General features: G+C 44.9%; 11 protein-coding genes. All 11 read left to right on the forward strand.

Annotated elements, in window-relative coordinates; translation table 11 throughout:
- Positions 1-78: 78 nt before the first annotated feature.
- The 11 genes from mraZ (at position 79) to murG (ending at position 13903) form a co-directional block, all read left to right on the forward strand.
- Positions 79-516: a division/cell wall cluster transcriptional repressor MraZ gene (gene mraZ / locus J2Z20_RS01575; protein WP_209844698.1), complete on the forward strand. Its 438-nt coding sequence runs from the start codon at positions 79-81 to the stop codon at positions 514-516.
- An 18-nt stretch (positions 517-534) separates the two neighbouring features.
- Positions 535-1485 carry a 16S rRNA (cytosine(1402)-N(4))-methyltransferase RsmH gene (gene rsmH, locus J2Z20_RS01580; protein ID WP_209844701.1) on the forward strand — a complete coding sequence of 317 codons (951 nt, stop codon included), beginning with the start codon at positions 535-537 and terminating at the stop codon, positions 1483-1485.
- Positions 1486-1513: 28 nt separating this feature from the next.
- Positions 1514-1939, forward strand: coding sequence for a hypothetical protein (locus tag J2Z20_RS01585; RefSeq protein WP_415639992.1), 426 nt, complete (start codon positions 1514-1516; stop codon positions 1937-1939).
- A 19-nt stretch (positions 1940-1958) separates the two neighbouring features.
- Positions 1959-4208: a penicillin-binding transpeptidase domain-containing protein gene (locus tag J2Z20_RS01590; RefSeq protein WP_209844705.1), complete on the forward strand. Its 2250-nt coding sequence runs from the start codon at positions 1959-1961 to the stop codon at positions 4206-4208.
- 81 nt (positions 4209-4289) lie between these two features.
- Complete coding sequence (locus tag J2Z20_RS01595) at positions 4290-6245, forward strand: stage V sporulation protein D (RefSeq protein WP_209844707.1); 1956 nt, start codon at positions 4290-4292, stop codon at positions 6243-6245.
- Between the two features lie 86 nt (positions 6246-6331).
- The gene (locus J2Z20_RS01600; protein WP_209844709.1) at positions 6332-7819 is read left to right on the forward strand and encodes a UDP-N-acetylmuramoyl-L-alanyl-D-glutamate--2,6-diaminopimelate ligase; all 1488 of its coding nucleotides are present in this window, start codon (positions 6332-6334) and stop codon (positions 7817-7819) included.
- A complete protein-coding gene (locus J2Z20_RS01605; protein ID WP_209844711.1) occupies positions 7816-9219 on the forward strand; it encodes a UDP-N-acetylmuramoyl-tripeptide--D-alanyl-D-alanine ligase in 1404 nt (467 codons plus the stop codon). Before J2Z20_RS01600 ends, J2Z20_RS01605 begins: the two co-directional genes overlap by 4 nt.
- Before the next feature lie 23 nt (positions 9220-9242).
- Positions 9243-10208: a phospho-N-acetylmuramoyl-pentapeptide-transferase gene (gene mraY, locus J2Z20_RS01610; protein WP_209844712.1), complete on the forward strand. Its 966-nt coding sequence runs from the start codon at positions 9243-9245 to the stop codon at positions 10206-10208.
- A 4-nt stretch (positions 10209-10212) separates the two neighbouring features.
- Positions 10213-11634, forward strand: coding sequence for a UDP-N-acetylmuramoyl-L-alanine--D-glutamate ligase (gene murD / locus J2Z20_RS01615; protein WP_209844714.1), 1422 nt, complete (start codon positions 10213-10215; stop codon positions 11632-11634).
- A gap of 50 nt (positions 11635-11684) precedes the next feature.
- A complete protein-coding gene (spoVE, locus tag J2Z20_RS01620; RefSeq protein ID WP_209844716.1) occupies positions 11685-12782 on the forward strand; it encodes a stage V sporulation protein E in 1098 nt (365 codons plus the stop codon).
- A gap of 8 nt (positions 12783-12790) precedes the next feature.
- Positions 12791-13903, forward strand: a complete 1113-nt coding sequence (gene murG / locus J2Z20_RS01625; RefSeq protein ID WP_209844718.1) for an undecaprenyldiphospho-muramoylpentapeptide beta-N-acetylglucosaminyltransferase — start codon at positions 12791-12793, stop codon at positions 13901-13903.
- Positions 13904-13994: the final 91 nt, after the last annotated feature.

The raw sequence follows: 13994 nt of genomic DNA on the forward strand, positions 1-13994 counted from the left end.
TGTGTGGAGAATCTAGTATTCTTAAGTGGTGGAAAGTGGTGCAAAGTGGGAGACTGAGGGTAAGGAGTGGGAATGCCAATGTTTATGGGAGAGTTTCAACATAGCATTGACGAAAAAGGTCGAATGATCATTCCGGCTAAATTCCGCGAACTTCTTGGTACCTCATTTGTAGTCACCCGCGGCCTAGACCAGTGTCTATTTATATACCCGCTTGAAGAATGGGCTGTGCTTGAGCAGAAGCTTAAGACACTTCCTTTGATGAAATCTGATGCTCGTGCATTTACTCGCTTTTTTTTCTCAGGAGCTACAGAATGTGAATGGGATAAACAGGGCAGGGTAAATCTACCGGCGAATTTACGGCAGTACGCGAAGCTGGAGAAGGATTGTGTTGTGCTCGGCGTGTCGAATCGAGTGGAAATTTGGAGTAAGGACATATGGGAGCATTACTTCCAGCAATCCGAAGATACGTTTAATGAAATCGCGGAGAAGCTGGTTGATTTCAATTTCGATTTATAGAGTCTGGAGGGCTACAGCTTGTTTCATCACATCACAGTGCTTAAAGAAGAGGCGACAGAAGGGCTGCGCATCAAACCTGACGGTATTTATGTGGACTGTACATTAGGCGGCGGAGGTCATACCTCTGTTATAGCGTCTAAGCTAGGACCTTCCGGCCGAATTATTGCTCTTGACCAAGATGACTGGGCGCTAAATAACGCTAAAGAAAAATTAGCGGATTATAAGGGCCAGCTTACATTGGTAAAGACAAATTTCAGGCATTTGGAACAAGTGCTTAGAGATCTTGATGTACCACAGAAGGATGGAATTCCACAGGTTGATGGTGTGCTGTTTGATTTAGGCGTTTCTTCACCCCAGTTCGACGAAGGCGAAAGAGGATTCAGCTACAATCATGACGCCCCTCTCGATATGAGAATGGACCAGTCATCTTCTTTAACCGCACAAGAAATAGTAAACGAATGGTCAGAACAAGAAATAGCACGAATTTTATACCAATATGGTGAAGAGAAGTTTTCGAGAAGAATAGCTAAAATTATCGTTAACAGACGGGCTGAACGGCCGATTGAAACGACAGGTGAATTGGTGGAAATTATTAAGGAAGGCATTCCGGCTGCTGCGCGCAGAACGGGAGGACATCCTGCCAAACGAAGTTTTCAGGCGCTCCGTATAGCAGTAAATGATGAGCTTGGAGCATTTGAGGATGGACTGGAACAAGCGATTCGTTGCTTGGCACCAGGAGGCCGAATTTCGGTTATTACCTTTCACTCGCTCGAAGATCGCCTGTGTAAGCAGACGTTTGCGAAATATGTTGAAAAATGTACTTGTCCGCCTGATTTTCCAATGTGCGTTTGCGGAGGCCAGGGGACTTTGAAATTAGTAAATCGGAAACCTCTTGTAGCATCAGAGGCGGAGCTTTCACAGAACCCGCGTGCGCGATCAGCTAAATTGCGCATTGCAGAGAAATTATAAAAGGCGGAGGCGATACAAAGTGGCTTATATGCGTGGTAACTTAGCAGTAAAAGAGAAGTCATCGGAACGCGTTTCTCAGCGATATCGTGAAACCACGAAAGTGGTCACCCGCCGATCTCCGCTTCCGATGAAAGAGAAGCTAGTAGCAATACTAACTGTAATGGTATGTGTTGCGATTGCGGGCTTAATTATTTGGCGTTATGCCTTAATCTATGATCTGAATATGCAAATTCAGAATGCAGACCGCAATATTACAGACATGAAGCAGCAAGTTACATTGCTTCAGTTACAGAAACAGAAGCTTGAAGATCGCATTGCGGAAGAAGCCGTTTCACTAGGATATGTAACATCGGATGGACAACAAGTTATTGACGTTTCCCCGCGTATGGATGGAACCACTGCTGAAGAAAGTACATCCAAAAAGTCTGTATCATCCTCAGTGGCACAAAAATAACGGTGAAGAGGTTTAATGTATGGTTAAGAGAATAAAACTTCGCACACTGCTTATAGGGGGATTAATCACCCTCTTTTTTGTTGTTTTAATAGGAAGAGTGTTCTGGATTCAAGTTGTTAACGGGAATTTTTGGCAGAAAACTGCAGAGGATACTTGGTCGCATTTGAAAGAGATCCCTGCTAAAAGAGGCACGATAACAGATCGTAACGGGGATGTTCTTGCGATTGATGCCCCGGCATACACGGTAGCTGTTAATCCCAAAATTATTCACAGCAACAATTTGGAAAATGAAGTGGTTCAGAAGCTGCATGAACTGCTGGGTAAGCCAGAAGATGAACTTCGTGCCTTAGTAACAGCTAAGAAAAATACGGGAGAGTTCTACGCTCAGCGTGAAGTTCGTAATGAAGGCTGGAAAATCGATCAGGATCTTGCTGATAAAGTGACCGCTCTTATCGATGAAATGAAAGACGAACATAAATTTAAGGATGCAAGCGATGTGGGTATTACGCTTATTAAAGAGGAAAGACGTTATTATCCTAAAAATAATTTAGCTTCTCATATTCTAGGTTATACAGATCGCGAAGGGAATGCGGTTGCTGGCATTGAAGCTCTCTATGACAGTCAGTTAAAAGGTACACCAGGTTCAATTTATTACGAGAGCGATAATAAAGGTTATAAGCTGCCCTCAGCCAAAGAGGTATATAAGCCAGCGAGAGATGGTAAAAATTTAAAGCTGACGATTGACAGCACAATTCAGTATTATATCCAAGAGGCGATGAAAGAAGCTTACGCGAAATATCAGCCAATAAGTATGACGGTTATTGCTGCAGATCCGAAGACGATGGAAATTTTGGGCCTCGCGAATATGCCGGACTTTAATCCGAACGATTATTGGGACACTGCCGAGCAGAAAGACTTCTACAACCATGCCGTAAGATCTACATATGAACCAGGTTCCACGTTTAAAATTGTGACCCTGGCTGGCGCAGTACAAGAAGGTTTGTTTAATCCAAACGCAACCTTTATGTCAGGAAGTATTACGATTAAAGGGTCTACGATCCACGATGTTAAAAGAGGCGGCTGGGGTGAGATTACTTACCTCGATGGGGTAAAACGATCCAGTAACGTCGGTTTTGTTCATCTCGGATATGAAATGCTGGGTGAGGAAAGGCTTCGTAAGTATATCGACAACTTTGGCTTCGGACAAAAAACAGGAATTGACCTTCCGGGTGAGGCAACAGGGCAAGTGAGTTTCCATTATCCAATTGAAGTCGCTACTGCAGCATATGGACACGGTAAACTTACGGTTACACCGATTCAACAGGTCGCAGCTGTAGCTGCTGTTGCTAATGGGGGTAAGTTGCTTGTTCCGCATGTTGTGAAAGAGATTACTGATCCTACGACGGGGAAAACCGTTAAGGTTGGAGTTAAAGAAGTTCGCCGGGTTCTAACACCTGAGAAAGCGAAAGAAGTCAGCGGTTACTTGGAGCAAGTCGTAGCTGACCAAGAGATTGGTACGGGACGGCATGCCTACATCGAAGGTTACCGAGTAGCAGGAAAGACAGGGACGGCAGTAAAAGTTGTGAACGGTAAATATGACTACACGAAACAAGTCGTCTCCTTCATAGGCTACGCACCGGTAGAAGATCCGAAGATCGTCGTTCTTGTTCTTATTGATGAACCGAAGGACTCCGCATTAGGAGGCGGTACGGCCGCGGCTCCTGTCTTCAAAAAAATTGTGAGCCAAACTCTTCAATACATGGGTGTGCCTAAGACGGTGAATGCCAATCCATCTTCTAAAGGATCAAACGTGGATATGGAGCAGAAGATGACCGTGCCTAATCTGAAAGATATGACTACATCGAATGCTCGAACGAAACTGATGAATGAAGGAATTGCCTTCGAAACTCTAGGAAGCGGCAGCACCGTCATCGCACAATATCCTAAAGAGGGCACAACTATGACTTCTAGTCAGCGTATATATTTATTGACCGAGCAAAGTGATAACATGAAGATACCGAACCTAACAGGCTCATCGCTGCGTGATGCACTTGAAGTGCTGACACTGATGAAAGTCTCTGTCAGTGTATCAGGCGAAGGGTTTGTAGTGAATCAAGAAGAGAGTATGAAGAATGGGAACAGGTATGTGAAGTTGACTTTGCGGCCAGTCGCTGAAGGTGTCAAAGCTACTGAAGGCGGCAATGCTACTGAAGCCGAGAAGCCGTCTTCTGATCAGGGCACTGTTCAGACGGATAAAGGCCAAGAATAGCTTGTTCTAACCTCTAATTGTCCCGAATAGTCATGATATGAAACCGTTCATGATATTTGGGTCGATGTAGGAGGTAGAATCATGAAAATTTCAAATGTCACTTTAAGACGAAGATTATTTTGGATGCTTGTTATATTAGCTGTTCTATTTATTAGCCTTATCGTACGACTGGCATATGTTCAACTTGGACAAGGTGACAAGCTGTCTGCTGAAGCTGAGGATTTATGGCGCAGAAATATTCCTGTGACCGCTAAACGCGGCGAAATCCAAGACCGAAATGGGACTGTGCTTGCCTACAATGTTACATCACCAACCGTTATGGCGGTTCCAGTTCAAATTAAGGACAAAGAAGCGACAGCTCGTGCGCTTGCTCCTTTACTTGACATGAGCGAAGAAAGTATACTGAAGTCAATTAAGAAACAACAAATGATTGTTCTTCTAAAACCCGGCGGTCGCAAAATTACGATGGAGAAGGCTCAGAAAATTCGTGATTTAAATCTGCCGGGTATCGTTGTTGCTGAGGACAATAAAAGGTACTACCCATTTGGTGACTTTGCTGCACATATTCTGGGCTTCACAGGAATTGATAATCAAGGGCTAACCGGTGTGGAGCAGAAGTACGATGATAAGCTCAAGGGAATTAACGGCAGTATTTCATTTCTGTCTGACGCAGCAGGCCGTCTCATGCCAGGATCTTCAGAGAAATACTCTAAGCCAAAAGATGGGCTGAACTTACAGCTTACGATTGATAAGAACATTCAGAGCATTATGGAACGTGAGCTTGATCAGACGATGGTTAAGTATCAGGCGAATGGCGCTTGGTCCATTGCAATGGACCCGAATACGGGCGAAATTCTAGCAATGGCAAGCAGACCAGGTTATGAGCCGGGGAATTACAAAGAATATCCGTCTGAAGTATACAACCGAAATTTGCCGATTTGGATGACCTATGAGCCGGGTTCTACTTTTAAAATCATTACTCTTGCTGCTTCACTCCAAGAGAAGAAGGTGGATCTTAAGAACGAACGTTTCTTTGATCCTGGCTTTGCGAAAGTTGCCGGAGCTAGCTTACGGTGCTGGAAGAGAGGCGGGCACGGCAGTCAAACGTTTCTGCAAGTTGTAGAAAACTCTTGCAACCCTGGCTTTGTAGAATTAGGCCAGCGGCTTGGGAAAGAAACATTGTTCAGCTATATTCGTAATTTCGGATTCGGTACCAAGACGGGCATCGATCTGAACGGTGAAGAGAATGGGATATTGTTTAAGCTTTCACAAGTCGGTCCAGTTGAGCTTGCAACGACTGCCTTCGGTCAAGGGGTGTCTGTCACACCGATTCAGCAGGTTGCTGCTGTGTCTGCGGCAATTAACGGAGGAAAGCTTTATAAGCCCCATGTTGCGAAAGCGTGGGTCAATCCGGATACAGGTAGCGTGGTTGAGAACATTGAACCTGAGCTCGTTCGCCAAGTGATCTCTGAGGACACCTCTCGTCAAGTGCGAGAGGCGCTTGAAAGCGTCGTTGCGAACGGAACTGGCGGCAATGCCTTTATTGACGGCTACCGTGTTGGCGGAAAGACAGGAACTGCGCAAAAGGTTATAAATGGACATTATTCAGCCAGTGAACATATTGTATCTTTTATTGGCTTTGCACCTGCAGATGATCCGAAAATTATCGTGTATACAGCTGTAGACAACCCAAAAGGGATTCAATTCGGCGGTGTCGTTGCCGCGCCGATTGTTCAAAATATTTTGGAGGATGCGCTTCACGTAATGAATGTCCCTCCTCGCAAAGATCAAATGAACAAAAAGTATAAATATGGCGAGACACCAATCGTAACGGTACCCGATCTAGTAGGTGCAACGGTTCAAGATTTATATGAAGATTTGAACATGAATTTTATGCTCGCTAAATCCGGTTCTGGCAATGTTGTTATTAACCAAGCACCGAAGCCGGGTGCGCGTGTGCCGAAAGGCTCTACAATTCGAATTTATTTAGGCAATATGGACGAAGAAAGCGATTCGCACTCGCATCAGGGTCAGTAGTCCGTATATTACTTTGAAAATCGTAATTTTTGACTGTTTTTTGACTATAATGAAGAAATGAATATAAGGCGGAGGGATCTCCTATCATGCTATTAAAAGAATTAGCTTCACACCTCGTAATATCTGAAATTTATGGAGATGAACAAACACAGTGTACTGGACTCCAGACAGATTCTCGTAAAGTCGTTCCAGGAGATTTGTTTATTTGCTTGCCGGGACATACCGTTGATGGTCACGATTATGCCGAGCAAGCGATAGAGAAAGGTGCAGCAGCTCTTGTAGTAGAACGTAAGCTTGACGTGAATGTACCGCAGCTTAAAGTTAAGAATGCAAGGTTTGCAATGGCTGTTCTTGCGAATGCGTTTTTTAATTCACCAAGTTCAAAATTGAAGATGATCGGTGTAACAGGGACGAACGGGAAGACGACGACGACTTATTTAATTGAACGCATTATGAATGATTACGGTGTGAAAACAGGTTTAATCGGCACGATTCAAATGCGTTATGATGGTCAGACTTTCCCAATGTCGGGAACAACACCAGAAGCGCTTGAACTGCAACGTTATTTGCATCAAATGGCAGAGGCAGATACGAAGTGCTGTGTAATGGAAGTGTCATCTCATGCCCTTGAGCAAGGACGTGTAAAAGGTACTAACTTCCGCACTGCAGTGTTCACGAATCTTACTCAAGATCATCTTGATTATCATAAGACGATGGAGGAGTATCGCGCAGCGAAAGGTTTGTTCTTCTCACGTCTTGGCAATTCATTCTCGGATGATCCGAATGAGCGTAAGTTTGCAGTGTTAAATGCTGATGATAAAGCGTCGGAATATTTTGCGAAAATGACTGCTGCAGAAGTAATTACATACGGTCTGCAAGCTAATGCAGACGTATGTGCATCGAATATTACAATTACCGCTAAAGGAACGTCATTTCACGTCAGAACGTTCCGTGGAAGTGCGGATATACAGCTTCGCATGGTTGGTAAATTCAATGTATACAATGCGCTTGCAGCGATTACCGCAACGCTCCTCGAAGGAGTTCCACTTGATCATATTAAACAAAGCCTAGAAGCGATTCCTGGTGTCGATGGCCGTGTTGAAGCTGTAGATGCGGGACAACCGTTTGCCGTGATTGTCGATTATGCGCATACTCCTGACGGACTTGAGAATGTACTGCGCACTGTGGATGAGTTCGCTAAAGGACGCGTGCTTTGCGTGTTTGGATGCGGTGGAGACCGCGATCGCACGAAACGGCCAATTATGGGTAAAATTGCTGCGAAGTACTCTGATATAATATTCGTTACGTCGGATAACCCGCGCACTGAGGATCCAGATTTAATTCTTAAAGATATTGAAGCTGGTTTAATCGAGGATGCGGTGCCTAAGGAACGGTATGAATTGATTGTTGACCGCCGTGCCGCGATTCAAAAGGCTATTGAAATGGCAAGCCCTGACGATGTAGTATTGATTGCGGGGAAAGGTCATGAGACCTATCAATTGATTGGTAAGACGGTGCTTGATTTTGACGACCGCATCGTCGCTAAAGAAGCGATAAGGGGCCTATTAAAGTGATAAAAAGAACATTAGGAGAAATCGCCGCGATGTGCAGCGGTCATCTCGTACATGCAAGTGACGCGAACAAACGAGTCGAAGGAGTTGTAACGGACTCACGTAAAATTACAGAACACTGTCTATTCGTTCCTTTGACTGGAGAACGGTTTGATGGTCATGAGTTTGCAGCTCAAAGTTTATCTTCTGGAGCGGCGGCATCGCTGTGGCAGCGAGACCACGGTGCACCTCCAGAAGGTGCTGTTATTGAGGTAGAAGATACTCTTAAGGCATTGCAGCAGTTGGCGAAGTCATACTTATCCGAGTGCGGAACGCAAGTTGTCGGCATTACTGGAAGCAACGGGAAGACGACAACGAAAGATATCGTGACGTCTCTACTTGCAACGACATTTAAAGTCCACAAGACACAAGGGAATTTTAACAATCATATTGGCTTGCCGCTCACGATTTTGCAATTGGATGAAGATACCGATATTGCGGTGCTCGAAATGGGAATGAGCGCTCGTCATGAGATCGAACTTCTCTCTAGTATTGCGAATCCAGAAGTTGCTGTCATTACGAATATTGGTGAATCGCATTTGCTTCAACTTGGCTCACGTGAGGAAATTGCTAGAGCGAAGATGGAGATTGCTTCGGGAATGAAACCTGGCGGTCTGCTTGTATATAACGGTGATGAACCTTTGCTTGCGAAAGTGCTGGCAGAGCCGGATACGAAATTGCCTGAAGGCCTAAAAAGATTCACGTTTGGTCTGAATCAGCATAATGATATTTATCCTACTGGCATGATGTTTCAAAGTAGCGGGGTTATATTTACATCGAATGTAGGTCCAGAAGGTGCGCTGTCATTACCGATCCTTGGTCAACATAATGTAGTAAATTGTTTAGCTGCTATAGCTGTCGCACGTCATTACGGAGTTCGAGATGAAGCCATCCGCGAAGGATTAGAACATATAGATTTAACAGGAATGCGCATTGAAATTATTACAGGCAAAAGCGGAGTTACGATATTGAACGATGCTTACAACGCTAGTCCTACTTCTGTTAAAGCAGCCATCGATGTTCTTGAGAAAATGAAAGGGTATCGTCACAAAGTCGCAGTACTCGGGGACATGCTGGAGCTTGGTTCACAGGAAGAAGCTTTTCACGAAGAAATCGGCAACTATCTTACCCCGGCAAAAGTCGATCTGCTGTTTACTTACGGCCCGCTTGCTAGAAAATATGCAGAAGGAGCGTATAAGCATTTGCCTGCACAGAACATTTATGTATTCTCAGATAAAGCGGAACTGATCACTAAATTGCAAGAAGTGATTCATCCGCGCGATGTTGTGCTGGTCAAAGCTTCGAGAGGCATGAAGCTCGAAGAAGTTGTATATGCTTTAAGGGACGAACAGTTACAGATTTGATGTTAGCAAAAGAGGGTGAGTGCATGGATTATCAACTATTACTACTAACAATTGGTGTGTCTTTCATTCTTGCGGTGATTGCTGCACCTCTCTTAATTCCTTTGCTTCGGCGTATGAAATTTGGTCAACAAATACGAGACGACGGACCGCAGAGTCATTTGAAAAAAGCCGGAACCCCTACGATGGGCGGCGTTATTATTTTACTTGCGTTTACACTGGGATTCTTGAAATTTTCCGTACTGAATACGGATTTCTATGTGCTGCTTGTCGCAACACTTGGGTTTGGATTAATTGGTTTTTTAGACGATTATATTAAAATTGTGTTTAAACGCTCTTTAGGGTTAACTCCAAAGCAGAAGCTGTTTGGGCAGTTGCTGTTCTCAGCGATCATGTGCTTTCTACTCATTCGAGAGGGTCACAGTACTGCCATTCATGTTCCAGGTACGGAATGGTCTTTTGACTTTGGAGGATGGTTCTATTATCCGTTCATTATTATTATGATGCTGGCTATTAGTAACGCAGTTAATTTCACAGACGGATTAGACGGCCTTTTATCTGGAGCAAGCGCAATTGCTCTTGGCGCTTTTGCGATCGTCGCTATGAAAGCAACATCGCAGCCATCGGCCATTTGTGCAGCAGCGATGATTGGTGCCGTTCTTGGTTTTCTAGTATTTAATGCTCATCCTGCAAAAGTATTTATGGGCGATACAGGATCACTTGGAATCGGCGGGGCGATAGGTTCTATCGCGATCGTAACGAAGAGTGAGCTATTGTTCATCATTATCGGCGGGATTTTTGTGATTGAGATGTTGTCCGTTGTTCTACAGGTTGCATCCTTTAAAACGCGGGGCAAACGAATTTTTAAAATGAGTCCAATACATCATCATTTTGAACTGTCTGGCTGGTCGGAATGGCGAGTCGTAATTACCTTTTGGGCAGCAGGTTTGGTGTTAGCTTTATTTGGACTTTATATCAACGAGGGGTTGTAGAGAAATGAATCATCCAGAAGAATACCGAGGTAAAGAAATTGTTGTGCTCGGTTTAGCCAAAAGCGGTGTACAAGTTGCTAAAGTGCTTCATGAAGCCGGAGCTGCCGTGACGGTAAATGATAAAAAAGAAAGAGAACAATGTCCCGAAGCATCTGAACTAGAGGCTTTGGGAATTTCTGTTATATGCGGAGGGCATCCGGAAGGACTTATACACCCTGGCGTTCAGCTCGTTGTTAAAAATCCAGGCATCCCTTATTCGGTTCCGCCTGTCCAAAAAGCGATTGAGCTCGGAATAGAAATTGTGACTGAAGTCGAAGTTGCCTATCATTTATGTCAAGCGCCGATCATCGGGATAACAGGATCTAACGGTAAAACGACGACGACAACTTGGGTTGGTAAAATGCTCGAAGCTGCAGGACTTAAACCAATCGTTGCCGGCAACATTGGTACTCCGCTCAGTGAAGCTGTGGCTGCCGCTAAGCAAGACAACTGGATGGTCGTTGAGCTTAGCAGTTTTCAGCTGAAAGGTACGAGCGAATTCCGTCCTAAGGTTGCTTCTCTGCTTAATATCGCGGAAACGCATCTAGACTATCACGGATCAATGCAAGATTATATTGAATCTAAGGCTAAAATTTTCGCAAATCAGCTGCCTGAAGATATCGCTGTACTAAACTGGGATGATCCGACTTGTCGCAGCCTTGTTCCCTATATTAAGGCCAAACTGCTGCCTTTCTCTATGACTGAAGCGCTTGATGAAGGGGTTTATGTGAACCCTCCGTACATCCCGGATGTTAAAGATCAAGTGAAGCGCCATATTGTCTACAGAGATGCACAAGGCAATGAGGAAGTCATCTTGGCAACTGATGAAGTTGGCATTCCTGGTCGTTATAATGTAGAGAACGCCATAGCAGCCTGTGCGATTTCAATAGCAGCTGGAGCAGCTCCGTCTAAGCTAGCAGAGCCGCTCAAGTCATTCCGCGGCGTTGAACACCGGCTTGAATATGTTGGAGAAAAAGGTCAAACGGTGTATTACAATAACTCGAAGGCGACAAATTCGAAAGCGACGGCAATGGCTCTATCCGCATTTGATGAACCTATTGTTCTAATCGCTGGAGGGCTTGACCGCGGACTGGATTTTATGGATTTACTCCCTCTGATTAAGGACAAAGTGAAAGCAGTCGTTGCTTTAGGTCAGACGAAAGAGAAAATTGCGAAAGTAGCTAAGCTGGCGGGGTTAGAGCATGTAACGCTCGTCGATACTGTTGAGGACGCCGCCGAAACGTTGCGAACAGCTGTTAAGGAAGCTGCCTTGCTGGCCCAGCCTGGAGATGTTGTGTTATTGTCTCCAGCCTGCGCGAGCTGGGATATGTTCAGTTCCTATGAAGAGCGTGGATGCATTTTTAAAGAGGCGGTGCATAATCTTTAAGTAGGGGGGATGGATAAGCCCCTACTTTGTCCCAAGAGGTGGCCTCTTAAATGAATAAGACGCGCTCGGCGCCGGATATATGGCTCCTAGTAAGTATAGTTAGTTTACTCGCCATCGGAATCGTAATGGTATACAGCTCGGGTGCTGTACTTGCCTTTCGGCAGTATGGGGACTCTTACTATTTCGTCAAACGGCAGCTGTTTTTTGCAGGCCTTGGACTTGTAGCGATGTATTTTACGATGAATTTGGATTACTGGGTGTGGAAGAAGTATGCGAGGATTGGTTTACTCGTGTGCTTTTTCCTGCTTATAATTGTGCTTATTCCTGGCGTCGGCGTTGTTCGCGGAGGTGCGCGCAGCTGGCTTGGCATTAGCTCATTCGGTATTCAGCCCTCTGAGTTTATGAAGCTCGGAATGATTCTATTTCTTTCGAAATGGCTCAGCAGCGAGTCATCGCAAATTCATTTATTTACGAAAGGACTTCTCCCTCCGCTCGGCATCATCGGGCTCGCTTTCGGAATGATTATGCTTCAGCCCGATTTGGGGACGGGAACAGTGATGTTAGGTGCCTCTTTGTTAATCGTATTTACGGCAGGCGCTAGACTATCGCATTTATCTATGCTCGCTCTAACAGGAGCGGCAGGATTTGCAGGTTTGATATTAGCAGCGCCTTATCGTTTGAAGCGTATTACCGCTTTTCTCGATCCTTGGTCTGATCCGCTTGGAGCTGGATATCAAATAATTCAGTCGCTCTATGCGATCGGTCCTGGAGGGTTAGCCGGACTTGGGCTTGGCATGAGCCGTCAGAAATACAGTTACGTGCCAGAGCCGCAGACTGATTTTATTTTTTCGATTTTAGCCGAGGAGCTTGGTTTTATTGGCGGCCTTATTGTCATCATGCTATTTTTAATGTTAGTATGGCGAGGAATGCGTGTTGCAATGACTGTACCAGATAAATTCGGCAGTTTACTTGCCGTAGGTATCGTTGGCATGGTTGCTGTACAGGTCGTTATTAATATAGGCGTCGTAATTGGACTTATGCCTGTCACTGGAATTACGTTGCCGCTCATTAGTTACGGCGGATCATCGCTAACGCTGATGCTGACTGCTCTTGGTATTCTACTTAATTTATCCCGTTATGCGAGGTGAACGTACAGTTGCGAGTTGTATTAACCGGAGGAGGTACGGGAGGTCATATTTATCCTGCTGTCGCTATTGCTAGACAAATCGAAGCGGATATTCCCGGAACCGAATTTTTATATATTGGCGGAAAACGAGGGCTCGAAAGCACGCTCATTCCGAAAGAGAACATCCCGTTTGAATCGATTGACATAACAGGATTTCGTCGAAAGCTGTCTTTTGATAATGTGAAAACTGTGATGAGATTTGTTAAAGGGGTTCAGACTTCTAAGAAGCTTCTTCAGCAATTTAAGCCTGATATTGTCATTGGTACGGGAGGGTATGTATGTGGACCAGTTGTATATGCCGCGAGTAAGCTCGGCATTCCGACGATGATTCATGAACAAAATGCGATTCCTGGATTAACCAACAAATTTTTGAGCAGATATGTGGATACAGTGGCAGTTAGTTTCGAAGGCTCAGAATCTTCTTTTCCGAAAGCGAGACGTGTCATTTACACAGGCAATCCTAGAGCAACTACTGTACGGCTGGCAAGCAGTGAGCGGGGATTTGCTTCACTTGGTCTTCCTGTAAACAGCCAGGTTGTGCTCGTTGTCGGGGGAAGCCGCGGAGCGAAAGCAATTAATGACGCTATGATTGATATGGCACCACACCTTGCAAGACTTAATCGAATACAGTTCGTTTATGTGACTGGCGAAGGCTACTACGAGAAGACAAAGGAACAAATCCGAGAAGTGCTAGGCGGCATTCCGAATCATCTTCACGTGCTTCCTTATGTTCATAATATGCCTGAAGTACTGGCCAGCACTTCGTTAATTGTAAATCGCGCGGGCGCATCTTTTCTTGCGGAAATCACTTCGCTCGGCATTCCATCGATTCTTATTCCGTCGCCGAATGTGACGAATAATCATCAGGAAGCAAATGCAAGAACGCTTGAAAAAAGAGGCGCGGCAGAAGTTATATTAGAGAAAAATTTAAGCGGAGAGACGTTGTTTGCAGCCATTGAGAAAATTATGACTGATCCGCAGCGTCAAATTCAGATGTCGAACGAATCACGCAAGCTAGGCAAACCTGATTCTGCTCAGCTCATTGTTGAAGAAATTCGGCGCCTTACAAAGAGCAGTCTTTAAAATACGAATATGAATTTGGGCGATTGTCACACTAGAGCTCTGGTCAACATAATATACTCTATAATCGTGACAATCTACCCAAGGTGCCGGT

The organism is Paenibacillus sediminis (assembly GCF_017873765.1).
GTDB lineage: Bacteria > Bacillota > Bacilli > Paenibacillales > Paenibacillaceae > Paenibacillus_AG > Paenibacillus_AG sediminis.